This is a genomic window from Pseudomonas sp. LBUM1656, assembly GCF_059716065.1.
Window position 1 is genome coordinate 293,633 of sequence record NZ_CP166800.1, and the last position, 22,782, is coordinate 316,414.

21 protein-coding genes are annotated in these 22,782 nt (G+C 59.9%); 15 read left to right on the forward strand and 6 right to left on the reverse strand.

All coding sequences use genetic code 11. The features are described 5' to 3' along the window. The first annotated feature begins 81 nt into the window (after positions 1 to 81). On the forward strand, positions 82 to 648 hold the full coding sequence (nudE, locus tag ACA072_RS01335) for an ADP compounds hydrolase NudE (RefSeq protein WP_109627374.1): 567 nt from the start codon (positions 82 to 84) through the stop codon (positions 646 to 648). Next, positions 645 to 1,469 (forward strand): 3'(2'),5'-bisphosphate nucleotidase CysQ, encoded by an 825-nt coding sequence (gene cysQ / locus ACA072_RS01340; RefSeq protein ID WP_497622619.1) that lies wholly within the window; start codon positions 645 to 647, stop codon positions 1,467 to 1,469. Before nudE ends, cysQ begins: the two co-directional genes overlap by 4 nt. Before the next feature lie 99 nt (positions 1,470 to 1,568). On the opposite strand, the gene ACA072_RS01345 is transcribed toward cysQ, so the two are convergent. From ACA072_RS01345 to rfbC, 4 genes are all read right to left on the reverse strand, one after another. Further along, positions 1,569 to 2,024, reverse strand: coding sequence for a YiiD C-terminal domain-containing protein (locus ACA072_RS01345; protein ID WP_497622621.1), 456 nt, complete (start codon positions 2,022 to 2,024; stop codon positions 1,569 to 1,571). Between the two features lie 40 nt (positions 2,025 to 2,064). Continuing rightward, positions 2,065 to 3,459, reverse strand: a complete 1,395-nt coding sequence (locus ACA072_RS01350; protein ID WP_497622623.1) for a sigma-54-dependent transcriptional regulator — start codon at positions 3,457 to 3,459, stop codon at positions 2,065 to 2,067. After that, positions 3,456 to 5,264 (reverse strand): sensor histidine kinase, encoded by a 1,809-nt coding sequence (locus ACA072_RS01355; protein WP_497622625.1) that lies wholly within the window; start codon positions 5,262 to 5,264, stop codon positions 3,456 to 3,458. Before ACA072_RS01355 ends, ACA072_RS01350 begins: the two co-directional genes overlap by 4 nt. A gap of 106 nt (positions 5,265 to 5,370) precedes the next feature. Next, positions 5,371 to 5,916, reverse strand: a complete 546-nt coding sequence (gene rfbC / locus ACA072_RS01360; RefSeq protein WP_497622627.1) for a dTDP-4-dehydrorhamnose 3,5-epimerase — start codon at positions 5,914 to 5,916, stop codon at positions 5,371 to 5,373. 178 nt (positions 5,917 to 6,094) lie between these two features. Here rfbC and ACA072_RS01365 point away from each other — a divergent pair, with 178 nt between their 5' ends. The 4 genes from ACA072_RS01365 (at position 6,095) to ACA072_RS01380 (ending at position 11,769) form a co-directional block, all read left to right on the forward strand. Continuing rightward, positions 6,095 to 9,007, forward strand: a complete 2,913-nt coding sequence (locus tag ACA072_RS01365) for an aminotransferase (protein ID WP_497622628.1) — start codon at positions 6,095 to 6,097, stop codon at positions 9,005 to 9,007. Positions 9,008 to 9,321: 314 nt separating this feature from the next. Beyond that, positions 9,322 to 10,200 (forward strand): N-carbamoylputrescine amidase, encoded by an 879-nt coding sequence (aguB, locus tag ACA072_RS01370; RefSeq protein ID WP_497622630.1) that lies wholly within the window; start codon positions 9,322 to 9,324, stop codon positions 10,198 to 10,200. A 4-nt stretch (positions 10,201 to 10,204) separates the two neighbouring features. Further along, entirely contained in the window at positions 10,205 to 11,311 is a 1,107-nt protein-coding gene (gene aguA, locus ACA072_RS01375; protein ID WP_497622631.1) for an agmatine deiminase, read from the forward strand. A 245-nt stretch (positions 11,312 to 11,556) separates the two neighbouring features. Next, positions 11,557 to 11,769, forward strand: a complete 213-nt coding sequence (locus ACA072_RS01380; protein WP_094469623.1) for a hypothetical protein — start codon at positions 11,557 to 11,559, stop codon at positions 11,767 to 11,769. A gap of 202 nt (positions 11,770 to 11,971) precedes the next feature. Here ACA072_RS01380 and ACA072_RS01385 read toward each other — a convergent pair whose 3' ends face one another. Continuing rightward, the gene (locus ACA072_RS01385) at positions 11,972 to 14,065 is read right to left on the reverse strand and encodes a TonB-dependent receptor (protein WP_497622633.1); all 2,094 of its coding nucleotides are present in this window, start codon (positions 14,063 to 14,065) and stop codon (positions 11,972 to 11,974) included. Between the two features lie 254 nt (positions 14,066 to 14,319). On the opposite strand from ACA072_RS01385, the gene ACA072_RS01390 reads away from it, so the two are divergent. The 7 genes from ACA072_RS01390 to ACA072_RS01420 all read left to right on the forward strand — a co-directional run bounded on the left by ACA072_RS01390 (position 14,320) and on the right by ACA072_RS01420 (position 19,383). Next, positions 14,320 to 14,991: a DsbA family protein gene (locus ACA072_RS01390; RefSeq protein WP_497622635.1), complete on the forward strand. Its 672-nt coding sequence runs from the start codon at positions 14,320 to 14,322 to the stop codon at positions 14,989 to 14,991. 17 nt (positions 14,992 to 15,008) lie between these two features. After that, positions 15,009 to 15,404, forward strand: a complete 396-nt coding sequence (locus ACA072_RS01395) for a nuclear transport factor 2 family protein (protein WP_497622637.1) — start codon at positions 15,009 to 15,011, stop codon at positions 15,402 to 15,404. 242 nt (positions 15,405 to 15,646) lie between these two features. Continuing rightward, the gene (locus ACA072_RS01400; RefSeq protein ID WP_497622639.1) at positions 15,647 to 16,933 is read left to right on the forward strand and encodes an OprD family porin; all 1,287 of its coding nucleotides are present in this window, start codon (positions 15,647 to 15,649) and stop codon (positions 16,931 to 16,933) included. Positions 16,934 to 17,164: 231 nt separating this feature from the next. Continuing rightward, positions 17,165 to 17,914, forward strand: coding sequence for a 2OG-Fe dioxygenase family protein (locus tag ACA072_RS01405; protein ID WP_094469618.1), 750 nt, complete (start codon positions 17,165 to 17,167; stop codon positions 17,912 to 17,914). 46 nt (positions 17,915 to 17,960) lie between these two features. Then, positions 17,961 to 18,374 carry a GNAT family N-acetyltransferase gene (locus ACA072_RS01410; protein WP_178082335.1) on the forward strand — a complete coding sequence of 138 codons (414 nt, stop codon included), beginning with the start codon at positions 17,961 to 17,963 and terminating at the stop codon, positions 18,372 to 18,374. Further along, the gene (locus ACA072_RS01415) at positions 18,371 to 19,087 is read left to right on the forward strand and encodes an AzlC family ABC transporter permease (RefSeq protein WP_131061304.1); all 717 of its coding nucleotides are present in this window, start codon (positions 18,371 to 18,373) and stop codon (positions 19,085 to 19,087) included. The genes ACA072_RS01410 and ACA072_RS01415 overlap by 4 nt, the downstream gene beginning before the upstream one ends. After that, a complete protein-coding gene (locus tag ACA072_RS01420) occupies positions 19,066 to 19,383 on the forward strand; it encodes an AzlD domain-containing protein (RefSeq protein ID WP_094469616.1) in 318 nt (105 codons plus the stop codon). Before ACA072_RS01415 ends, ACA072_RS01420 begins: the two co-directional genes overlap by 22 nt. Here the strand turns inward: ACA072_RS01420 and ACA072_RS01425 are convergent. Next, positions 19,300 to 20,226, reverse strand: a complete 927-nt coding sequence (locus ACA072_RS01425) for a LysR family transcriptional regulator (RefSeq protein ID WP_497449755.1) — start codon at positions 20,224 to 20,226, stop codon at positions 19,300 to 19,302. The genes ACA072_RS01420 and ACA072_RS01425 overlap by 84 nt on opposite strands. A gap of 791 nt (positions 20,227 to 21,017) precedes the next feature. On the opposite strand from ACA072_RS01425, the gene ACA072_RS01430 reads away from it, so the two are divergent. Further along, complete coding sequence (locus ACA072_RS01430) at positions 21,018 to 22,031, forward strand: 2-keto-3-deoxygluconate permease (protein ID WP_497622642.1); 1,014 nt, start codon at positions 21,018 to 21,020, stop codon at positions 22,029 to 22,031. Continuing rightward, on the forward strand, positions 22,028 to 22,768 hold the full coding sequence (locus tag ACA072_RS01435; RefSeq protein WP_497622644.1) for a four-carbon acid sugar kinase family protein: 741 nt from the start codon (positions 22,028 to 22,030) through the stop codon (positions 22,766 to 22,768). Before ACA072_RS01430 ends, ACA072_RS01435 begins: the two co-directional genes overlap by 4 nt. The last annotated feature ends 14 nt before the right edge of the window (positions 22,769 to 22,782 follow it).

Genomic DNA, 22,782 nt, shown 5'->3' on the forward strand with positions numbered 1-22,782 from the left:
CTCCAGCGGTAAAAAAGATATCCGAGGTCAACAATCAGGATAGGCCGGGTATAGTAACCCGCTTACGCCAAGGAGCCTTTCATGCGCCAGAAACCCACCGTACTCGCCCGCGAGATCGTCGCCACCAGCCGTTTGTTCTGCGTCGAAGAGCTGAAACTGCGCTTTTCCAATGGCGTGGAGCGCACTTACGAGCGATTGGTCGGTAAAGGCGCCGGGTATGGCGCGGTGATGATCGTGGCAATGCTTGATGCCGATCACGCTGTGCTGGTCGAAGAGTATTGCGGCGGCACCGATGCCTATGAACTGTCGTTGCCCAAGGGCTTGATCGAGCCGGGCGAGGACGTGCTGGCGGCAGCCGAGCGCGAGCTCAAGGAAGAAGCCGGGTATGGCGCGCGGCAGTTGGAGCATCTGACCGAGTTGTCGTTGTCGCCCGGTTACATGAGCCAGAAGATCCAGGTGGTGCTGGCCACCGACCTGTACGAAGAAAGCCTGGAAGGCGACGAGCCCGAGCCGATGGGCGTGGACAAGATCAACCTGCGCGAACTGTCGGCTCTGGCGCAGAACCCGCGATTCACTGAGGGCCGTGCCTTGGCGGCGCTGTACCTGGCCCGTGATCTGCTGACTCAGCGTGGGGTATTTCTGCCATGAATTTCCCTCATCCGTTGATGGCGCCGGTGATTGAACTGGCGTTGAAGGCTGGCGAAGCGATCCTGCCGTTCTGGCGCACGGGCGTGGCGGTTACTGCGAAGTCTGATGATTCCCCGGTCACGGCGGCGGACCTCGCAGCCCACCATCTGATTCTGGACGGGCTGACGGCGCTGGACCCGAGCATTCCGGTGCTGTCCGAAGAAGACGCCAACATTCCCTTGAGCGTGCGTGCCGGTTGGCAGCGCTGGTGGCTGGTCGATCCGTTGGACGGGACCAAGGAGTTCATCTCCGGCAGCGAAGAGTTCACCGTCAACATTGCGCTGATCGAGCAAGGCCGGGTGGTGTTTGGCGTGGTGTCGACGCCGACCAACGGGCGGTTTTATGTCGGTGGTGCCGGTCTGGGCGCGTGGCGGGGTGATAAAGGTGCAGAAGCGTTGCCAATTCAGGTTCGCAATGTCCCGGCTCCGGGCGAATTTACCGTCGTCGCCAGCCGTCGGCATTCAAGCCCCGAGCAGGAGCGTTTGCTGGCCGGATTGAGCGCCAGTCTGGGTGAGCTGCAACTGGCGAATATCGGCAGTTCATTGAAGTTTTGCCTGTTGGCAGAGGGCGCGGCGGATTGTTATCCGCGCCTGGCGCCGACTTCGCAGTGGGACACGGCGGCGGCTCAAGGTGTGCTGGAAGGGGCGGGTGGTGAAGTGCTGGATTTGAGTGGGAAGCCGTTTTGTTACCCGGCGCGGGAATCGTTGTTGAATGAGTTCTTTTTGGCGTTGCCGGCGAAGGCTGCGTGGCGCGAAAAACTGCTGGAGCTGGCGCGGGCGTAAAGATCAAAAGAACGCAGCCTCGTTTCACTCGACAGCTGCTACAGAGAAACGCGCCCCCTGTAGCAGCTGTCGAGTGAAACGAGGCTGCGTTCTTTTGCGTTAGCGGTGAAGGACGTACTGCCCGTTAAACCTCACCGCATCGTCATCGCTATCGGCATTGACGATCCGCGAATGCAACGTTAATCGCGCCCGCCCGTATCGCTGATACGTCGCCAGAAATTTCTTCCACACCACCGCACTCGGTGCCTGACAAATCGCAATCGCGTCCATGGTCACCGGCAGCGGATAAGTGATGTGCCCTTCGTGAATCACGATGTGCCCGCCTTCAATCCCTTCTTCATGCAAGCGCAAATGCAGCCAGCCCCAACCGGCCAGCACCGCGCCGCAATACAGGCTGCCGCCGAACATGGTGCTTTTGTGATTGACGTTGGCGTCCAGCGGCAAGTGCAGGCGCAGTTGCTGGTCGTGCCAGTCGAGCACTTTGAGGCCCATGTCCCGGGTCAACGGAATATCGCGATGGAGGACTGATTCCAGGTGACGACTGTCGCGGGTCATACACGGGCCTCTTGTTTGAAGATGATGGTTTGACGGTAGCTCAATCGAGTTCGTCGGTGTGGCTGCTGGCGCCACCGTCGGCGAAGTTCAGGCCGTGCTTGCGCAGCTTATCGTGCAAGGTCTTGCGCGGAATGCCGAGCGCTTCGGCGAGGCTGCGCACCGAGCTGTGAGAGCGGGCCAGTTCGGCGGCAATCAACGATTTCTCGAAGTTTTCCACCTGCTCGCTCAGGCCGCCGCTGACTACGTCGACCGGCCTGCCGGCAGCCCCCTCCGGCGTGTTGTTATCCAGCGCCAGCTCCAGGCCCAAGGCAAAGCGTTCGGCAGCGTTTTGCAGTTCCCGCACGTTGCCCGGCCAGGTGTGGCGCAGCAGCAGGGCGCGCTGCCCCGGTTGCAGTTCATGGGGCGGCAAACCGTGGCGAGTGCTGGCTTCGTCGGCGAAATGCTGGAACAGCATCAGCGCATCTTCGCCGCGCTCGCGCAGCGGCGGAATACGCAGCGGCGCGACGTTCAGGCGGTAATACAAGTCGGCACGGAAGCGCCCTTGATCGGCGGATTGGCGCAGGTCTTCCTTGGTCGCGGCGATGATGCGGATGTCCAGCGGGATCAGCTGATTGCCGCCCAAACGCTCGACGACACGTTCTTGCAGCAAACGCAGCAATTTCACCTGCACATCCAGGCTCATGCTTTCGATTTCATCAAGAAACAACGTGCCGCCGTTGGCAAATTCGAACTTGCCGATGCGGCGCTTTTGCGCGCCGGTGAACGCGCCCGGCTCGTGACCGAACAACTCGCTTTCCACCACCGATTCGGCCAATGCCCCGGCGTTGATCGCCACGAACGGGCCGCTGCGACGGCTGGATAAATCGTGCAACGCCCGGGCCACGACTTCTTTGCCGGCACCGGTTTCGCCGAGGATCAGCACGTCGGCCTTGGTGGCCGCCAACGCACCGATTTGCTCGCGCAAGCGCAACATCGGCGCCGATTGCCCGACCAGTCGGGTACTCAGTTCATTACGGTCACTCAAGGCCAGGCGCAGGCTGCGGTTGTCCAGCACCAAGCGGCGCAAGGCCAAGGCGCGGCGCACGCTGTCGAGCAGTGCGTCGCTGGCGAAGGGTTTTTCCAGGAAATCATAAGCGCCGGCGCGCATGGCCTGCACGGCCAGCGGCACATCGCCGTGGCCGGTGATCAGCAGCACCGGCAGCTCCTGGTCCTGAGCATGCAGTTCGGTCAGCAGTTCAAGGCCGTCCATGCCCGGCATGCGGATGTCGCTGACCACCACGCCCGGCCAGTCACGCTCCAGTTGCCCGGCCAGGCCCTTGGCTTCGGCCAGTGGCAGGATTTTCAGGCCCGCCAGGTCCAGCGTCTGGCTCAAGGCCTGACGCAGGTGTGGATCGTCGTCGATCAGCACGACCTGGACACGGTTATCGATGGTCATGCACTTCGGTCCTCGGACGGTTGCAGGCTCACACCCGGCGCGCCTGCGCGCAGCTTCAGGGTAATCAGGGCGCCGCCTTCCTTGTGGTTGGCGAACGACAGTTCACCACCGAAGGCACGCATCAGGGTTTCGCAAATCGCCAGCCCCAGGCCAAGCCCCTGGGTGCGGGTCTTGGTGGTGTAGAAGGGCTCGCTGGCGCGACCAAGGGCTTCCATGCAAAAGCCGGGGCCGTTGTCGCGAATGTACAAAGTGACGCCGTCCGTGGTGGATTGGGCACTCAACCAGAGTTTACGCGGTGGGCCTTTTTCGGTCAGCGCGTCGAGGGCATTGGCCAACAGGTTGCCGAGCACTTGGCGCAGACGGGTTTCTCCGGCCTCGACCCACAACGTGGCCGCCGGCAAATCGCGGATCAACTCGACTTCCATGCTGCGCCGGCGCTTGGCCAGCAACGCCAGCGCGTCATCCAGCGCCGGTTGCAGGGCGACGCTTTCCGGCGCATGGCGATCGCGCCGGGCGAAGGCACGCAAGTGGGCGATGATCGACGCCATGCGCCCGGTCAGTTCGCTGATCAGCTTGAGGTTGCCGCGGGCGTCGTCGGTGCGCTGATGGTCGAGCAGCACTTCGGCGTTTTCCGCGTAGCTGCGAATGGCGGCGAGCGGTTGATTCAATTCGTGGCTGATGCTCGCGGACATCGTCCCCAGCGCCGACAACTTGCCGGCCTGAACCAGGTCGTCCTGGGCGCGCACCAGTTCCTGCTGGGCATGTTCGCGCTCCAGTACTTCCTGTTTCAGTCGACGGTTGAGGCCTTCGAGGTCGCTGGTCCGCTCGGCGACCCGGCCTTCCAGTTCGCGCCGGGCCTTGGCTTCGAAGGCGATGCGTTCGAGGTAATGGCGGCGGCGCTGCATCATCAGGCCGAGCAGCAGCATCAACACCAGCAACGTCGCGCCGCCAATGGCGACGACCGTACGCACCGGGCGATCGATCAGGGTGCGCGGGGCGAGAATGCTGACGTTCCAGCCGGTTTCGGCGATCTGCTGGGTTTGGGTCAACCAGGCGTTGGGGTTGAGCCTCAACGGTTTCGGGTCGCGGGTCGGGTACGGTTGAATCGCGGTGATCGCTTTGCGTTCTTCTTCGCTCAAGGGCCGGGTCGAGCGGAACCGCCACTCGGGCCGAGACGTGAGGATGACCACGCCGTTATGGTCGGTCAGCAGCAGCTGTTCCGGGGTTTTGCCCCAGAGGCTTTCGGTGTGGTCCAGGTCGACCTTGACCACCAGCACGCCAATGACCTTCTCGCCATTGCGCACGGCGGCGGCGAAGAAATAGCCGCGTTTGGCCGAAGTTGTCCCCAAACCGAAAAAGCGCCCGAGCCGTCCGGCCATGGCTTCGCTGAAATACGGCCGGAAGGAAAAATTGCGCCCGACAAAACTGTCGTGCTTGTCCCAGTTCGACGCTGCGAGAGTCTTGCCGGTGGTGTCCATCAGGTACATGACTTCGGCGCCGGTCTGGGCGCTGATGTTCTTCAGCAGGCGATTGGCATTGCCTTGGGTGACGCTGTCGTCCGGCGCCCCGAGTACCGCGCGCAGGGCCGGAAGATCGCCGAGGATCTGCGGTAGCACTTCATAACGGTGCAGCGTGCCCAGCAGGTTGGCGACGTACAGGTCGAGGGTCTGACGGTTTTGCCCGGCCAGTTCGCTGCGGTAATAACGCTCGGCCAGATGCTCCAGCGGCCACAGCAACGGCGCCAGGCACAGTGCAAGCAGTGCGAGGCTGCGCCAGCGGGGTCGGGGAGGGAGGGTCGGAGTCATGAGCATCGAGCGCCTGTGGGTACAGGCGCATTATGCCTACGCTTCAGGGCGCAGTCTGCGCACCTTGGGTCAAGTCGTTCCTGAAAACGCAGTTTCAGACAGGCATTCAGGAAAAGACGTCAGCGTCCTTGAAGAACGCAGCGGCCTGATCCTTGCCGGACAGTTGCGGAGCTTCCTCCAGCTGCCAGTCAATGGCCAGGTCCGGGTCATTCCAACGAATGCTGCGCTCCGCCGACGGTGTGTAATAGTCGGTGGTTTTGTAAAGAAACTCGGCAAATTCACTCAGCACTACAAATCCGTGAGCGAAACCTTCCGGGATCCAGAGTTGGCGATGGTTGTCGGCGGACAGGCGCACGGCGACCCATTTGCCGAAATGCGGCGAGCTGCGACGAATGTCCACCGCCACATCCAGCACTTCACCGGCGGTGACGCGCACCAATTTGCCTTGGGTGTTTTCCAGTTGGTAATGCAGGCCGCGCAGTACACCTCTTCGCGAGCGGGAATGGTTGTCCTGAACAAACTGTGTGGCCAGGCCAGACGCTTCTTCAAAAGCCCTGGCGTTGAAGCTTTCATAAAAAAAACCGCGCTCGTCACCAAATACCTTGGGTTCGATGATCAGAACACCGGGCAGGTCGGTGGTGACTACATTCATGTCCTTTCTCCAGCAATAGGCTTTGATGGCCGACATTCTTGCGCAAAGTGCCGGCCGGCGCGAGTGGTGACGACCCTCATGTGACAGCGAGGTATTGATCGGCTGGTCTGGAGAGGGGTTGCGTATCGCCTCAAGCGGTGGCGATATAAGCGCCTAATAAAACTTCAGGGGTCGTTGTATGCCGCTCGCCACGTTGATTCACCGCGCCAGTCTGCCCAGCCCGCAAGTGTCTGCGGAGCAAGCGCTAAAGCTGCTGGAGGGGCATTACGGGCTGAGCGGCAGGTTGCACGCCCTGGGCAGCCAGCAGGACCTCAACTTCCGGGTCGACAGCGACCGGGGGCGTTTCGTCCTGAAAATCTGCCGGGGCGACTATTCGGCGCTGGAGCTGCAAGCCCAGCATGCCGGGCTCAAGCAGTTGGGTGAACAATCCAGTGTGCATGTGCCGCGAGTGATCCCGGCAAAAAACGGTGCGGACCTGCTCACCCTGGAAGTCGGTGGTCAGGCCGTGCATGTGCGCCTGCTCGATTACATCGAAGGTCAGTCGCTGACACACCTCGATCATCTGCCCGGTTCGGTAGTGGCCGGTTTCGGTCGACTCTGCGGCGAAATGGACCTGGCGCTGGCGGCATTCGAGCATCCGGGCCTTGAGCGCACGCTGCAGTGGGACGCCCGCCACGCCAATGCGTTGATCGGTCATTTGCTGCCGGTGATCAAGGATGATGCGCAACGCCAATTGATCGCCGAAGCGGCGGAACGGGCCGAGCGTCATTTGCAGCCACTGGTGGAAAAGCTGCCGGTGCAGGCGATTCACATGGACATCACCGACGATAACGTGGTCTGGCAGCGCGATTCGCAACGTCAGTGGCAGTTGCAGGGCGTGATCGACTTCGGCGACCTGATCCGCACCTGGCGCATTACCGATCTGTCGGTCACCTGCGCGGCGTTGCTGCATCACGCTGATGGCGATCCGTTCTATATCTTGCCGGCGGTGCAGGCGTATCACGCCGTCAATCCGCTCACCCATGAAGAGCTGCTGGCGCTGTGGCCGTTGATCGTCGCGCGTGCGGCGGTGCTGGTGCTGAGCGGTGAACAGCAGGTCAGCATCGATCCAGGCAATGATTACAGCCGCGACAACCTGACCCACGAGTGGGAGATCTTCCGCGTGGCCACGTCGCTGCCGCTGGAATTGATGGAAGCGGCGATCCTGACGTCGGTCGGCCAGGCGCTGCCGAGTATTGGCAGCGAAGGTTTCGCGCCATTGCTGCCGAGCTTGGTGGGGCGTGAGTTTGCCTTGATTGATCTGGGCGTGCTGAGCCCGCATTTCGAGGCGGGTAACTGGGAGCAGGAGGGAGTTGATCAGCGTTTGCTGACTGAAGCCGCTGCGGCGCACGGTCTGGCGGCCAGCCGTTATGGTCAATATCGTTTGTCGCGCACCCAATCGGATAGCGCCTCCGAGCCAGACACGTGCCCCTTGCACGTGGAGCTGCGAGTGCCAAACGGCACGGCGGTGGAATCGCCGTTTGCCGGCGTGGTTCATCAGCCGGCGGCGGGTGTGCTGCAACTGGACGGTCCGCAATTGAGCGTGCGCTTGTGGGGCGTGACGCCGTCGCTGCACACAGGTGCGGCGCTGGTCAAAGGCCAAGTGCTGGGCGCGGTCAGCGGACCATTGATCGTGCAGTTGAGCCGAGGCACTTCGTTCGATGCGCCGTTGTTTTGCACGCCGTCTCGCGCTGCGGCATGGCAAGCGTTGTGTCCCTCACCGGCGGCGTTGCTGGGGCTGGCTTGCGATGCTGAAGCAGAGCTCGATTCGCAGACGCTGCTGGCGCGTCGTGATGCCAGTTTCGCGCGCACCCAGAAGCACTATTACGTCGACCCGCCACGCATCGAACGCGGCTGGCGCAATCACCTGATCGACATGCAGGGCCGCTCCTACCTCGACATGCTCAACAACGTCGCGGTGCTTGGCCACGGTCATCCGCGCATGGCGGCGGTTGCCAGCCGTCAGTGGTCGTTGCTCAACACCAATTCGCGCTTCAACTACGCGGCGGTGGCCGAGTTTTCCGAGCGTTTGCTGAAGTTGTCGCCGGAGGGCATGGACCGGGTGTTCCTGGTCAACAGCGGCAGCGAGGCCAACGACTTGGCGATCCGTTTGGCGTGGGCCTACAGCGGCGGTCGCGACATGATCAGCGTGCTGGAGGCCTATCACGGCTGGACGGTAGGCGCGGACGCGGTTTCGACATCGATTGCCGATAACCCGAAAGCCTTGAGCAGCCGTCCCGATTGGGTGCACCCGGTGACCGCGCCGAATATCTATCGCGGCGAATTCCGTGGCCTCGACAGCGCGCCGGACTACGTGCGCAGCGTCGAACACAACCTGGCGAAAATCGCCGGGCAGAAACGCCAGTTGGCCGGGTTCATCTGCGAACCGGTGTACGGCAATGCCGGCGGGATCTCGCTGCCACCGGGTTATCTGAAACAGGTCTATGCGCTGGTTCGAGCGCAGGGCGGTGTGTGTATCGCCGATGAAGTGCAGGTCGGTTACGGGCGCATGGGCCATTTCTTCTGGGGCTTCGAAGAGCAAGGCGTGGTGCCGGACATCATCACCATGGCCAAGGGCATGGGCAACGGCCAGCCGCTGGGTGCGGTGATCACCCGCCGGGAAATCGCCGAGGCACTGGAGGCCGAGGGTTACTTCTTTTCGTCGGCCGGTGGCAGCCCGGTGAGTTGCCAGATAGGCATGGCGGTGCTGGATGTGATGGAAGAAGAAAAGCTCTGGGAAAACGCCCAGGTGGTAGGCGGGTATTTCAAGGAGCGGCTCGAAGCGCTGATCGATATTCATCCACTGGTGGGCGCGGTGCATGGTTCTGGTTTCTATCTGGGCGTGGAACTGGTCCGCAATCGCAAAACCCTGGAACCGGCGACTGAAGAAACTGCGGCGTTGTGTGATCGCTTGCGGGAGTTGGGGATTTTCATGCAGCCGACGGGGGACTACCTGAACGTGCTCAAGATCAAACCGCCGATGGTGACCTCGCGACGGAGTGTGGATTTCTTTGTCGACATGCTGGCGAAGGTGTTGGCAGAAGGGTTGTAAGGTTTGAAATCGCCTTCGCGGGCAAGCCACGCTCCCACAGGTCCATGTCATACACGGGTTTCACGTGCGACACGAAACCTGTGGGAGCGGGCTTGCCCGCGAAGGCGATATCCCAACCGTCGACAAAATATCGATTTTTATCGGGTTTAAGTGCTTAAAAATAGACAGATGGAAGACTAATCGCTTTTAAAGCCGATTTTTATCGGCTATAAAGTCGCCATTGCCCACGGCGTGACTCGTCATGCCCGTGCTTCCCGTTTCTGTCATCGGTCGAGACCACACTCGACCCATCAGCACTTGCCCGGAGATGATTCATGAGTCGTATCGTTACCGTCGCCGCCACCCAGATGGCCTGTTCCTGGGACCTTGAAGCCAATATCGAGACCGCTGAAAGACTGGTCCGTGAGGCTGCAACCAAAGGCGCGCAGATCATCCTGATCCAGGAACTGTTCGAGGCGCCGTACTTCTGCCAGAAGCCGAACCCGGACTACCTGCAACTGGCCACGACGGTCGAAGACAACGTCGCCATCAAGCACTTCCAGAAAGTCGCCAAGGAACTGCAAGTGGTGCTGCCGATCAGCTTCTATGAACTGGCCGGCCGCGCGCGTTTTAACAGCATCGCGATCATCGATGCCGACGGCAGCAACCTCGGGATTTATCGTAAAAGCCACATCCCGGACGGCCCTGGCTACCACGAAAAGTACTATTTCAACCCGGGCGATACCGGCTTCAAAGTCTGGAACACCCGGTACGCGAAAATCGGCGTGGGCATCTGCTGGGATCAGTGGTTCCCGGAGTGCGCCCGCAGCATGGCGTTGATGGGTGCAGAAATTCTGTTCTACCCGACGGCCATCGGCAGCGAGCCGCACGACAAAACCATTTCCTCCCGTGACCACTGGCAACGCGTGCAACAAGGCCATGCCGGCGCCAACCTGATGCCGCTGATTGCCAGCAACCGCATCGGCAACGAAGAGCAGGACGGCTACGACATCACCTTCTACGGCTCGTCGTTCATCGCGAACCAGTTCGGCGAGAAGGTTCAGGAGCTCGACAAGACCGAAGAAGGCGTGTTGGTTCACAGCTTCGACCTCGACGAACTGGAGCACATTCGCAGTGCGTGGGGTTCATTCCGTGATCGTCGCCCGAACCTATACAATGCGATCAAAACCCTCGACGGTTCCCTGGAGTCCTGATCGCATGACCACTTTAAACAGCACCCCGCGCGCCGACGGCTTCTACATGCCTGCCGAGTGGGCGCCACAAACCCAAACCTGGATGATTTGGCCTGAACGCCCGGACAACTGGCGCCTGGGCGGCAAACCTGCGCAAGCCGCGCACGTGGCCGTGGCCAAGGCCATCGCCCGTTTTGAACCGGTGACCGTGGCGGTATCCGCCGGCCAATACGAAAACGCCCGCGCCCGTCTCGACGTACCGAATATTCGTGTGGTCGAGATGTCCAGCGATGACGCCTGGGTTCGCGACACGGGTCCGACGTTCGTCATCAATAACAGTGGCGAAGTCCGTGGTGTGAACTGGGACTTCAATTCGTGGGGCGGTTTCGACGGTGGTCTGTATTCGCCGTGGAATCGCGATTCGCAGGTGGGCGGCAAGATCCTCGAGATCGAGCGCAGCCAGCGCTACCGCACCGAAGGCTTCGTGCTCGAGGGTGGTTCGATCCACGTCGATGGCGAAGGTACCCTGATCACCACCGAAGAATGCCTGCTCAACCGCAATCGCAACCCGCACATGAACCGTGGGGAAATCGAAGCGGTGCTGAGCGCCCACCTGGCTGTGGATAAAATCATCTGGCTGCCGGACGGTCTGTTCAACGACGAAACCGACGGCCATGTGGATAACTTCTGCTGCTACGTACGTCCGGGCGAGGTGTTGCTGGCCTGGACCGATGATCCACAGGACCCGAACTACCCACGCTGCCAGGCGGCAATGAAAGTGCTGGAAAGCAGCACCGATGCCAAGGGTCGCTCATTCACGGTGCACAAGATGCCGATCCCGGGGCCGCTGTATGCGACCGAGGAAGAGTGCGCTGGCGTGGATCCGGTGGACGGGACTCAGGAGCGTAATCCGACCGTTCGTCTGGCCGGTTCCTACGTGAACTTCCTGATCGTCAACGGCGGCATTATCGCGCCGAGTTTCGACGACCCGCTGGACGGTCCGGCGAAAGAAATTTTGCAGGGTCTGTTCCCGCAGCACGAGGTGGTGATGGTGCCGGGCCGCGAACTGTTACTGGGAGGCGGTAACATCCACTGCCTTACCCAACAGCAACCGGCGCCGCACAAGGAGTGAGTGGGGTTGTAACAGCCTGAGTCGGTTGAAAAACGACTGAGGCTCAAGTTTATCCCCGCCGTTCATCAAGAAGCCCGCAGCCCGAAAGGACTGCGGGCTTCTTTGTATCCGCTTGTCGACAGTTCAGAAACGTTGGCACAGCTCTTGTATCTCCCAAGGTGTAAAACAGGGAGGGGGAGGACTGCGATGTTCTGTCATAAACCTTGGATAAGTTAGCCGCTCACGAACCAGGAGAGAGCGCTGAAATGAACGCCGAAGTGAACGTAGTGAGCGAGCGGGCGTTGCATCCCCTGGCAGTAAACAGCGAATCGCTCCAGGTCCTGGCGCACTGGTTGAAGTCCAATGGAACGCGTCAGATCAGAGAACCTGATCCGCGCCGGATGATGATCGAGCGTTACCCCGCTGGTTTATTCAGCGAGGCGGAACTGGAAGCGTTGTGGGATGTGATGGAAGGATAAGAAGAAAAAACAAAGGATTGATAAAAGCGCTGCCGGGATGGCGGCGCTTTTTTATGGGCGATGGTTTTGTACCCATGATCGTTCCCACGCTCTGCGTGGGAATGCAGCCCGGGACGCTCCGCGTCCCAAGAGCGGACGCAGAGCGTCCGATGAGGCATTCCCACGCGGAGCGTGGGAACGATCAACACCCGGTAATCAGTGTTTAGAAACTGTAGGTGCCAGTCACGACCAGGCTACGCGGTTCGCCCGGTTGAATCTGTGCGGCGCTGGTAGCCGACGAGTAATAGGTCTTGTCGCTGATGTTGTTCAGCGCCGCGCGCAAGTCCCAATCCTTCTGTCGGAATCCGGCCAGTGCATCCCAACGGCCATAACCCGGCAGCACGACGGTGTTGAGGTTGTCGGCATAACGCTGGCCCACCAGGGTCAAACCGGTCTCCGCATACCAGCCCATTTCCGGTTTCCAGGTCAGGAACAGGCTGCCGTTGTGCTTGGCCACGTTGCTGATGCGCTTACCCTCAAAGCCGTTGTTATCCTTCTCGACCGTCGCGTCCTGCACGCCCACGCCACCGCGCACGTACCAGTTGCCGGCGATTTTGCCGGTGCCGGTCAGCTCGATCCCGCGGGAACGTTGCAGGCCCGAGAGCAACGTGATGGTCGGATTGAGCGGATCGCTGGTGCGGCGGTTGTAGAGTTCCAGTTCGTAGATTGCCAGGGTGGTGCTCAGGCGGTCGTCGAGCCAGTCGCTCTTCACACCGATTTCCTTCTGCTTGGTCAGCTCCGGGCTCAAATCGTTGCTGTTACCGGCAACGCCCGGGGTGATGCCGATCAACCCGCCGCCCACCGGCGAGAACGTCTTGGTCCATGACGCATAGAAGGAATGATTCTGCAGCGGCGTCCAGACCAGGCCTACACGCGGGCTGGTGCTGTGGCTGTCACGGTCTTCGGAAATGTTGCGCAGCTTGTTGGTCGATTCGATGTCGAAGGTGTCGTAGCGCAAACCGGCCAGCAGTTGCCATTGATCGTTCAGGCGCAATTGATCCTGCACATACACCGCACGGCTTTCGACTTCGGTGTGGTTGTCGCTGGACACCTGCATGCGCCCGGTATGGCGCAAATCGCGATTCGGGTTGTACAGGTCCAGCGCCGGCACCGGTGAGCTGCCCCGCCCGGAAGTGGCCGCGGTGTACAAGGTCGGATCGCGGCGCTGGCTGCCAATCTCGATGCCGGTCAGCAGGCGGTGCTCCAGGCCGAAGGTGTCGAACCCCCCTTCCAGCTCGACGTTGTTGTAGACATTGCGGGTGGTCAGGTCCTGCTGCCAGTGCTGGCGCGTGACCTTGTTGGTGGCCGGGGTGTAACCGGTCAGGTACGTGTTGTCGAAATCGCTGTCGAGCTTGAACACGCCCAGCGTGTGGCGCAGTTGCCAGTTGTCGCTGAGTTCATAGCTGAGTTTGGAGCGTAGGGATTGCGACTTGTCGTCGATGAAATCGTGGTCGCTGCCGTAGGTCGTATCGCGTCCCACGTCTGCCGGGCGTCCGTTTACCCCAGGAACACCGCGATCCGGCGTACGGTTGTAGCGGCTGTATTCGTACTGCACCAGCCAGTTCAGGTCCGGCGTCAGTTGCCAGCTCATCGACGGCGCGAACAGTTGGCGGTTGCCACTGACGCCATCACGGAAGCTGTTCTGATCCATGTTGCCCATGTTCAGGCGCAGGCTGATGTTCTCGGACGGATCGGTGCTGAGGTCGGCATAAAGGCTGCGCAAATCATCGCTGCCGCCTTGGGCTTCGACGGTCGAACGGCGGCCGAACTCGGGCAGTTTACTAACCCGGTTGACGATCCCGCCCTGGCTGCCACGGCCATATAATACGGCCGCCGGGCCCTTGAGGACTTCGATGTGCTCGATGTTGTGCAAGTCGCGCACGTATTGGCTGTCGTCGCGAATGCCATCGAGGTAGAAGTCGTTGCTGGCGTCGAAACCGCGGATGCGCAGGCTGTCGAAACGGGTGTCGGCGCCGCTGCTGACGTTGGGGATGCCGCTTAACGCAGTGCCCAGATCATTGGTGCCGTAATCCACGACGTTCGAGGTTTTAATCGAGTCGATGGCTTGAGGCACGTAGCGTACCGGTGTCGCGGTGCGGGTTGCGGTGCTGGTTTCCTTCACTCGCGGGTCGTCGGCTTCGGCTTCGGCACTGATCGAGGTTTCGGGTAAAACGGTGGTCGCGGCGCAGGTGAAACCGGCAGACAGAAAAGCAGAAAGCCCAAGGGTGACGGGCGTAAGGCGGAAGGGGGCAGGCATCTGAAGCGCATCCGAAAGGGTGGAAGAATTCGAGGGCGCGAATGGTAATGCTTGTTATTTACTTTCGTTAATTATTCTTGAAAAGTTCCGCTGTTTGATTGTTTCGAGTTGTGTCGAGATTGCTACAGAGGCTTGGCGAGGGGATTCGACCGATTCATGAAACAGACTGAAAGCCATTCCAGCGTTTTTCCGCAACGGTCTGGGGATTAATCTGCCGGCATCGAATTTCCCTGATTGGCTGCCGGAGTCTTCCCTTGATCCTTCACTACATTTACGACCCTTTATGCGGCTGGTGCTACGGCGCCAAGCCGTTGGTGCAAGCGGCCCAAGGCGTGCTGCCGGTGATCGCTCACGGCGGCGGCATGATGAGCGGCGCCAACCGCCAAACCGTTTCGCCCCAGTTGCGCAACTACGTGATGCCCCACGACCGCCGCATCGCCGAGTACACCGGCCAGCCTTTTGGCGAAGCGTATTTCGAAGGTCTGTTGCGCGATGACACCGCTGTGTTCGATTCCACACCGCCGATTGCGGCAGTGTTGGCCGCCGAAGAGGTAGCGGGGCGCGGACTTGAGTTGCTGGGGCGTTTGCAGACGGCTCATTACGTGGAAGGTGGGCGCATCGCCGATGAAGCGGTTTTGGTGGAGCTTGCCAATGATCTCGGCCTCGAGCCCGTAGCCTTCCAGCTGGCATTCAAAGCAGTAGAAACCGATCGCCATGTCAGGGAGAGCCGCGCACTCTTGGCCAAGGTCGGCGGCCAGGGTTTTCCGACTTTCGTCCTTGAACAGGATGGCCAATTCACCCTGATCGATATCGGCCCCTGGCTCGGCAAGCCGCAAGCATTCGCGCAATGGTTAAGCCAATCACTTCCTGCACAAACGTCGTCAGCCCCCGTACAAGTCTGTGGCATCGACGGCTGCGCCCCTTGAATTCATCCGGAGTCACCATGGACAACCTGAGCCTGATCAAAAGCACCTACGAAGGCGCCAACTCCCAGGAAAACGCACGCAACACCGCGGTGGCCCTGGCCGCTGATGTCCGCTGGACCGAGGCGGCAGGCTTTCCTTACGCCGGCACCTACGTGGGTGTCGATGCCATCGTCGAGAACGTGTTCAAGCGACTGGGCAGCGAATGGGATGATTTTCAGTTGAAGATCGAGGACTACGTCGCACAAGGCGATAAGGTGTTTGCCTACGGCAATTACAGCGGAGTCTACAAGGTCACTGGCCGTCCGATGAATGCTCGCGTGGCGCATTTGTGGACTTTGGCGGACGGTAAAGTCACCCACTTCGAACAGTTCGTCGACAGCCATACGGTGCAACAGGCGATCGCTGGCAAGTAATTGCTTAGACGATTTTCGCCTTTTCATAGACGATTCATGAAATTGACACACCGCTGAGGGCGCGGATACGATCCCGTCCAACGCCTGTGGCTAACCGCCATGACTCACAAAATAATAAAAAGGCCCGCCACGATTTTCTCGTGGGCGGGCCTTTTTTGCTTTGGGGTGAAAAAAGAGCGCGATAGCGCCATTTCAGCCGTTCGACACAGCGCGTATCAACCGGTAATAAGGAAAAAAACAAAATGTTGAATAAGCGAATCAGCCTGATCGCTCTGGGGATGTTGAGCGCTACACAGGCCATGGCTAACGACCAGGCCGAATCCAAGGGATTTGTTGAAGACAGCAGCCTCAAAGTGCTGCTGCGCAACGCCTACATGAATCGTGATTACAAAGACGGTCGTCCGGACAAAGCCGAATGGGGCCAAGCGGCCATCGGCACGTTCTCGTCCGGCTTCACCCAAGGCACCGTCGGTGTCGGTGTGGATGCTTTCGGTCTGTACGCGCTGCGTCTGGATGGCGGCAAGGGTCGCACCGGCGCACAAGGTATCGACTTCTTTAAAAAGGGCGACAGCGGCAACGCGGCTGACGACCTGTCGAAGGGCGGCGCAGCGGTCAAATTCCGTGTTTCCAGCACCACGCTGACCTACGGCGACCAGATGCCGGCCCTGCCGGTGCTGAGCTACGACAACGTGCGCCTGCTGCCAGAAAGCTACACCGGCACCTTGATCACCTCCCGGGAAATCAAAGGCCTGGAGCTGAACGCCGGTCGTTTCACCGCCGAGTCGCGCAAAAGCGCTGAAGGCCGTGACAGTGGTGGCCTGAAGTCGATCAACGTGTTGGGCGGTAGCTACCAGTTCACCGAACAATTCAAGGCTGCGCTCTACGCATCCGACGTCGAAGACGTGCTGAAGAAGCAATACGTGAACGCCAACTACGTGTTCCCGATCGACAAGGATCAGTCCCTGACCCTGGACTTCAACGGCTATCGCACCAAGCTGGATGATTCCTACGTCCGTGAAAGCGGCGCTACCGGCGACGACAACAAGATCTGGAGCCTGGCCGCGACCTTCGCCACCGGCCCGCACTCGTTCACCCTCGGTCACCAGCGCAGCACTGGCGACAGCAACCTGGGCTACGCCTACGGCGGCTATCAGAAGGATCAAGGTCGTGTCGGCGACGGTGGAAACACCATTTACCTGGCGAACTCCTACTGGTCCGACTTCAACGCTGAAGACGAGCGCAGCTGGCAGTTGGGCTACGGCCTGGACTTCACCGCATTCGGCGTTCCTGGCCTGAGCTACAACTTCGCCTACGTGCGCGGTGACAACATCACCACGTCCACCAGCGAAGGCGGCACCGAGCGTGAAATCTTCAACCAGTTCAAGTACGTCGTGCAAAGCGGCCCGGCCAAAGACCTGAGCGTGAAACTGCGCAGCTCGATCCTGCGTGTATCGCAGAAATCCAGCGAGTACAACGTCAGCGGTAACGAAGTGCGTGTGTTCGTGGATTACCCGATCAACATCTTCTGATGATCGATTGAGTGGCTGACACTCGCTAAAAACCCCGACTGGCTCGGGGTTTTTTTTCGCCTGATAACCGTTGAAAAGCGCATAAAAAGGCCATTTTCGATCGTGAAAAGTCGAATTAAAGCTACCTCATGCTCCGCTTCAAGCAGCGCTTGATATGCCTCAAATTCTTTCTCATGGACGTAAATCCTGCGCTCTCTAGATTAGGCTGCTAAATGTACGGAGATTTTGAAAATGATCGTTTTGAACAAAGAAGTGGGCGAATTTCTACGGCGTGACAAATATGCCAACGTCCGGGGTGCTGACTTCAATCTTTTCGGTCATTTCAACGATTTCGTCAGATTGACCAGAAGTTGGGAAAACATGGAGCCGGACAGTTACTACGGTCAGGCCGAGGCGGGCATGCGTTATCGTCGCTACAGCGATTTCGAATACAACCCGGTCACGCGCGACCTGAAGCAACTGGAACACCGCGCCTATGTTCAGTCCAAGGCCAACAACAGCTACGTGGGCGGGATGGTTCGGCACTTCCAGGATTTCTCCGATGAAATCATCAGTTCGCCGGTAATGCGCAGCCTGATCGACACCGACTTCGAAGTGTACAAAAACGTGTTGCCACCCGAGTTGCACGATGAAATCTGGCAATGCCAGATTCATCAGATCCGCATCGAGATCAAGCCTGGCAAACAACTTGAAATCACCCCGGAAGGGATTCACTGCGATGGTTATCCGTTCAGCGGCGTGCACTTCTGGGGACGCAATAACGTTGAGGGGGCGGAGAGCCGTTTGTACGACACGGAAAACCAGGAACACCTGGCCTCGACGACGTATCAGGAAATCCTCGACACCACCTACTTTCTCGATCGCGACATGCGTCACTACGTGACACCGGCACGCAATACCCATTCTCACGACATGGCGTACCGGCAGATTCTGGCGATCTCTTTCTCGCGGCCCGGGACCGCTTTCGACATTGTTCGCTGAACAGTACAACGCCGTAAGCAGCCTCGCCGAGTGCCCCGCACCGGTGATGCTGCGGCGCACCACGGCCAAGGATGCACAGCGCCTGGAACGCTTCTTTCGGCAATTCGAAGAAGTGTCTTTCTGTGAATGGCAGGACGCCAAATGCCTGCGCGGTGTGCTGGTGCAGAAAACCACCACCGCGTTTATCGCACTGGATGTCAGCGGCGAAATCGTCGGCGCGGTGTTGGGCGGAATGCTCGGCAGTCGCGGCACGATCAACCACCTTGCAGTGAGCCCGGATTACCGAAGCCAGGGCGTCGGCCAACGCCTGGTTGAAGCGGCGTCCTCGGACATGAAGCGCGTGGGTGTGCTGCGCATGTTCCTGTTTGTCGACGATGCTAACCTTGCCGGCCAACGCTTTTGGAGCGCCCAGGGTTTTTGCGAACCGCGCGGCGAAAGAACATTTGAGAGGGACCTATGAATGAGACGTCCAGCAGCCAGCCGCTGATGGTCGAACCGCACGCGTCGCGCACTTTCGCCGAAGCCAGCCCGGTGGTTGCGGGTTACTTCACGGTGTCGTTTGTGTTCGGTTTGATGGCGGTGAATGCCGGGTTGCCCGTGTGGCTGCCAGTTGCCATGTGCCTGTTCGTGTATGCCGGCGCTTCACAGTTCGCCGCCCTGGCGCTGATTTCCAGCGGCGCTTCGCTCACCACCATCATCCTCACCACGTTTCTGATCAATGCGCGGCACATGCTGATGTCGGTTTACATGGCCAAGGCGTTGCAGGCGATGGGGCTCAGTAGGTTTGAGCGTTGGTGTTACGCGGGCGGGCTGACCGATGAGTCGTTCGCTTTTCACAGCGTCAAACTGGGCAAGGGCTCGCCGGTCAACGTGCGTTACCTGATCGGCTTTAATCTGTATTGCCACACCTCGTGGGTGCTCGGCGGTTTGCTGGGGGCGATTTGCGCGCAGTACGCGGCGCACCTGATCAAGTATCAGCTCGACTACGCGCTGACCGCGATGATGCTCTACGTGCTGGTGTCGCTGTGCAACACGCGCAACAAACTCATCGCCGCACTGGCCGCCGTCGCTTGCATGGGCGCACTGAGCCTGGTCGGCAGCTCGCCTTTCAACGTCTTCATCGCCACCTTCGTGGGCTGCGGGGTGGGCGTATGCCTGACCAAACGTTCCTGATTCTGGTGGTCGCGTTGATGATGGCCGTGACCTTCCTGCCGCGCGCGTTGCCGCTGCAAGTGAACACCGACCATTGGCCGCCCTTCGTCGCCCGGGCGCTGGAATACTTGCCGGTGGCGATCGTCGCTGCAATCAGCCTCACGCCGTTGTTGATCAAGGATCAGCACGTGCAGCTCGATCGCCCGGAATTTTATGCCGCGATTCCGACGTTGTTATGTGCGTATTTCAGCAAAAACCTCTTTCTCTCCGTTGCGGTGGGAACGGCTGCGTACATTGCGCTCGGCTCGTTCATGTAGCGGGAGGTCGACCACATCGTGCAAGGCCTGCCCCGACAACTCCGGATTATTGATCGCCAGCCGCACTTCGAGGGCATCCTCGAAGCCAGGGAAAATGGTCAGGCCGTTTCGCTGGGCCGCATCCCGCGAAACCATGCCGAGGCCGTCCATTTGCGTGATCAACGACAACGTCAGGGTTTCGCTGCACGAGTACACCATCCGCTTGCCCGACTCGTAATTGCCGAGACCGGCGTCGAGAAAGCGCAAGAAGCTGTGGGAATACGGACAGTCATCCGCCGGACGCACCTGAAACTTGTTGCCGAGCAACACCAGCGGATCATGTTCCTGACCGCAATGCGCACCGACCACCTGCACCTGGACGTCAGGCAGGATGATGCTGGGCAGCCCCGGCTTCTGCGGGCCGATCAGCACCGCCAGGTCGAAGTCTTCATTCTTCAGCTTGCTGAGGTTTTCCATCGACTCGGCGTAGCTGAATTCCAGCTGATAGTCGGGAAACACCTCAATCAGGCGTCCGATCATTCGCCGATTGAAGTCAGCCGACAGCGTGGTGTTCAGCGCCACCTTGAGCGTGCGCTGCCCAGGCACCTTCAGCGCGGCCACTTTTTCTTCCAGTTGCCGCGTGGCAACCAACACCTTGTCCATGTAAGGCGTGAGTTCCGTGCCTTGCGGAGTCAGGGTCAACCCCTTGTTGGAGCGACGAAACAACCGAAAACCGAACTGCTCTTCGACCTTGTTCAACTGCGCGGCCAACGCCTGCACGGTTAAACAGGAATGCTCTGCCGCCGCCGACAAAGAGCCGGTCTGCACAATGCGCATCAGGTTGCGTAGGGTTCTGCTATCCATTGGGTAATGCCCTCTAAAGTGGGCTGGCTATTGTTGAGTACCTGGCCGCCGGTTGGGCGATACGTGCTGGCTATAATCCTGCACATGAACACGCTTGTCCCGAGTTTAGTAGCGAAATGATGCTGCGTCCGATGGCTGGAGGCTTACATAGAGTCGAGGTTTTAGGGGAGGGGTGGGTGATCAGGGTCAAAAAAATGCTCGGACCGGGAGGTTTGGGCATTTTTTTTTGTTGAAACTCACTGCGTTGTGGGGTTTTTTCCTGCGAAAGAAGCACGAGAATTTTGCCAGCAGTTCGACTCGATTGAGGACATGCAGAGGTGAAAGCGAAACGGGAGGCAAAGCCCTGACTGGTTCGGGGCTTTTTTTCGCCAATAAAAAAGCAGCCTGAGAGGCTAATGCCAGTTAATTAGGTCGTAACGCGATCGGTAGCAGCTGGCGAAGCCTGCGTTCGGCTGCGCAGCAGGCGTGAAATCAGACGATGTGGTGTTTCAGGAAGACCGTAAATTCAGGTTTTACGACTGCTGCGCAGCCGGACGCAGGCTTCGCCAGCTGCTACAAAAAATTGCGTTGCCGCGGAAATTGCTTAACTGATCCGCATTAGCCAGAAAGGCTGCTTTTAGAAAGAGGTCTCATCCGCCACAAATGATCAAAACGATCATTTGAATGATTGGTTTGCGCAATTGCGAACGATCTCTTAAGATAATTTTGACTGACTCAATCATAAAGTGATCGATCCGGTCAGTTTTCGAGGTGATAAACGTCTTACCAAACAATTATAAAAGGAGACCCTCGTGGCCCAAATTCCTATCAAGCGCACCATTGAACGCATCCCTGGCGGCATGATGATTGTCCCGCTGCTGATCGGTTCGCTGGTGGCTACATTCCTTCCCGACACACCGAAGTTTTTCGGCTCTTTCACCAATGCACTGTTCACCGGGGCGTTACCCATCCTCGCGGTGTTCTACGTCTGCATGGGCGCGAGCATCAATATCAAGGCCACGCCGTATCTGTTGAAGAAGGGCGGCACGCTGCTCATCACGAAAGTCGGCATCGCCGTCCTGATCGGCATTGTGCTCGGGCACTTCCTGGGTGAGCAGCCGATTTCGTCCGGCCTCTTCGCCGGTATTTCAACGCTGGCGGTTGTCGCGGCGATGAACGACACCAATGGCGGCTTGTACATGGCGCTGATGGGGCAATACGGCCGCTCTGAGGATGTCGGTGCCTACTCGGTCATGTCGCTGGAGTCCGGTCCTTTCCTGACAATGGTCACCCTGGGTATCGCCGGCCTGTCAGCGTTCCCTTGGCCGACGCTGGTGGGCAGCATCCTGCCACTGGCCCTCGGCATGCTGCTGGGCAATCTCGACCGTGACATGCGCGACTTTCTGGCCAAGGCTGTTCCGGTGATGATCCCGTTCTTCGCCCTGGCACTCGGCGCCAGCCTGGACTTGCATAACGTCTGGCAGGCCGGTTTGTTGGGGCTCGGCATGGGCGTTGCGGTGGTTGTGCTGACCGGCATTCCGCTGTTCTTCGCCGACCGCTTGACCGGTGGCACAGGCGTCGCCGGTGTTGCCGCAGCCACCACCGCCGGTAATGCCGCCGCCGTGCCAGCGCTGATTGCGGCAGCCAATCCGGTGTACGCCGAAGCGGCCAAAAGCGCGACCATTCTGGTGGCCGCCTGCGTGGTGGTCACCGCGATTCTCGCGCCGCTGCTCACCGCCGCCGTCGCCAAACGCGTGCAGCAGCGCAACCCGGTCGTCGTACCCGAGCCAGGGATCGAACCTCAAAAGCAGGAGGCGTTGCGATGAAGATTCTGATCATCGCAGACGATCTGTCCGGCGCGGCGGATTGCGCCATCGGCTTCGCGAGCGTGGGGCTGCAAACGGTCGTCACGCTCGACCCCTTGAATGACAAGGCCGACGCTCAGGTGATTGCCGCCGATACGGATACTCGGCGTCTCTCCCCGGCGCGGGCCGCTGAGCGCACCGTCGCCGCGTTCAAGGCACTGCATCAACCCGGGCAGCGCCTGTACAAGAAAATCGATTCGACCTTGCGTGGTAACTGGGCGGCCGAAGTCGCCGCCCTGCAGCCGTTGGCCGGCTTGGCCATCGTCGCCCCGGCGTTCCCCGCCACCGGGCGTACGTTGCGCGGCGGTCGAGTGTTCGTGAACGGCCAGCCGCTGGAAACCACCGATACCTGGAAACTGGAAAACGCCGACCGTCCGGCCGATGTCGAGGCGATGCTCGTTGCCGCCGGCCTGAGCACCGCGAAGCTCGACCTCGACACCTTGCGTGGCAACGAAAAAGCCCCCGAGCGGCACATCGCTGAAATTGCCGGCAATGGCACGCAGGCGTTGATCGTCGATGCGCAAACTGAAGACGACCTGCTGACCCTCGCCCGCCTGACCGCATCGATGGAGCAGCCGCTGTTCTGGATCGGTTCGGGTGGCTTGGCGCGAGAAATCGCCAGTCTTCCTGATTTCTCAGAAGCACGTTTCACGGCCATCGAACCCGATGCCCTCAAAAAAATCAGGCACCGATTCTGATCCTCGTCGGCAGC

Bases quoted from the DNA above. Each gene is read 5' to 3' on its own strand.
- ACA072_RS01355 (WP_497622625.1), bottom strand. From the start codon at position 5,264: ATGACTCCGACCCTCCCTCCCCGACCCCGCTGGCGCAGCCTCGCACTG.
- ACA072_RS01345 (WP_497622621.1), bottom strand. From the start codon at position 2,024: ATGACCCGCGACAGTCGTCACCTGGAATCAGTCCTCCATCGCGATATT.
- ACA072_RS01365 (WP_497622628.1), top strand. From the start codon at position 6,095: ATGCCGCTCGCCACGTTGATTCACCGCGCCAGTCTGCCCAGCCCGCAA.
- ACA072_RS01420 (WP_094469616.1), top strand. From the start codon at position 19,066: ATGCCTGACCAAACGTTCCTGATTCTGGTGGTCGCGTTGATGATGGCC.
- ACA072_RS01425 (WP_497449755.1), bottom strand. From the start codon at position 20,226: ATGGATAGCAGAACCCTACGCAACCTGATGCGCATTGTGCAGACCGGC.
- ACA072_RS01350 (WP_497622623.1), bottom strand. From the start codon at position 3,459: ATGACCATCGATAACCGTGTCCAGGTCGTGCTGATCGACGACGATCCA.
- aguA (WP_497622631.1), top strand. From the start codon at position 10,205: ATGACCACTTTAAACAGCACCCCGCGCGCCGACGGCTTCTACATGCCT.
- ACA072_RS01380 (WP_094469623.1), top strand. From the start codon at position 11,557: ATGAACGCCGAAGTGAACGTAGTGAGCGAGCGGGCGTTGCATCCCCTG.
- ACA072_RS01395 (WP_497622637.1), top strand. From the start codon at position 15,009: ATGGACAACCTGAGCCTGATCAAAAGCACCTACGAAGGCGCCAACTCC.
- ACA072_RS01435 (WP_497622644.1), top strand. From the start codon at position 22,028: ATGAAGATTCTGATCATCGCAGACGATCTGTCCGGCGCGGCGGATTGC.
- ACA072_RS01410 (WP_178082335.1), top strand. From the start codon at position 17,961: ATGCTGCGGCGCACCACGGCCAAGGATGCACAGCGCCTGGAACGCTTC.
- rfbC (WP_497622627.1), bottom strand. From the start codon at position 5,916: ATGAATGTAGTCACCACCGACCTGCCCGGTGTTCTGATCATCGAACCC.
- aguB (WP_497622630.1), top strand. From the start codon at position 9,322: ATGAGTCGTATCGTTACCGTCGCCGCCACCCAGATGGCCTGTTCCTGG.
- nudE (WP_109627374.1), top strand. From the start codon at position 82: ATGCGCCAGAAACCCACCGTACTCGCCCGCGAGATCGTCGCCACCAGC.
- ACA072_RS01400 (WP_497622639.1), top strand. From the start codon at position 15,647: ATGTTGAATAAGCGAATCAGCCTGATCGCTCTGGGGATGTTGAGCGCT.
- ACA072_RS01415 (WP_131061304.1), top strand. From the start codon at position 18,371: ATGAATGAGACGTCCAGCAGCCAGCCGCTGATGGTCGAACCGCACGCG.
- ACA072_RS01405 (WP_094469618.1), top strand. From the start codon at position 17,165: ATGATCGTTTTGAACAAAGAAGTGGGCGAATTTCTACGGCGTGACAAA.
- ACA072_RS01385 (WP_497622633.1), bottom strand. From the start codon at position 14,065: ATGCCTGCCCCCTTCCGCCTTACGCCCGTCACCCTTGGGCTTTCTGCT.
- cysQ (WP_497622619.1), top strand. From the start codon at position 645: ATGAATTTCCCTCATCCGTTGATGGCGCCGGTGATTGAACTGGCGTTG.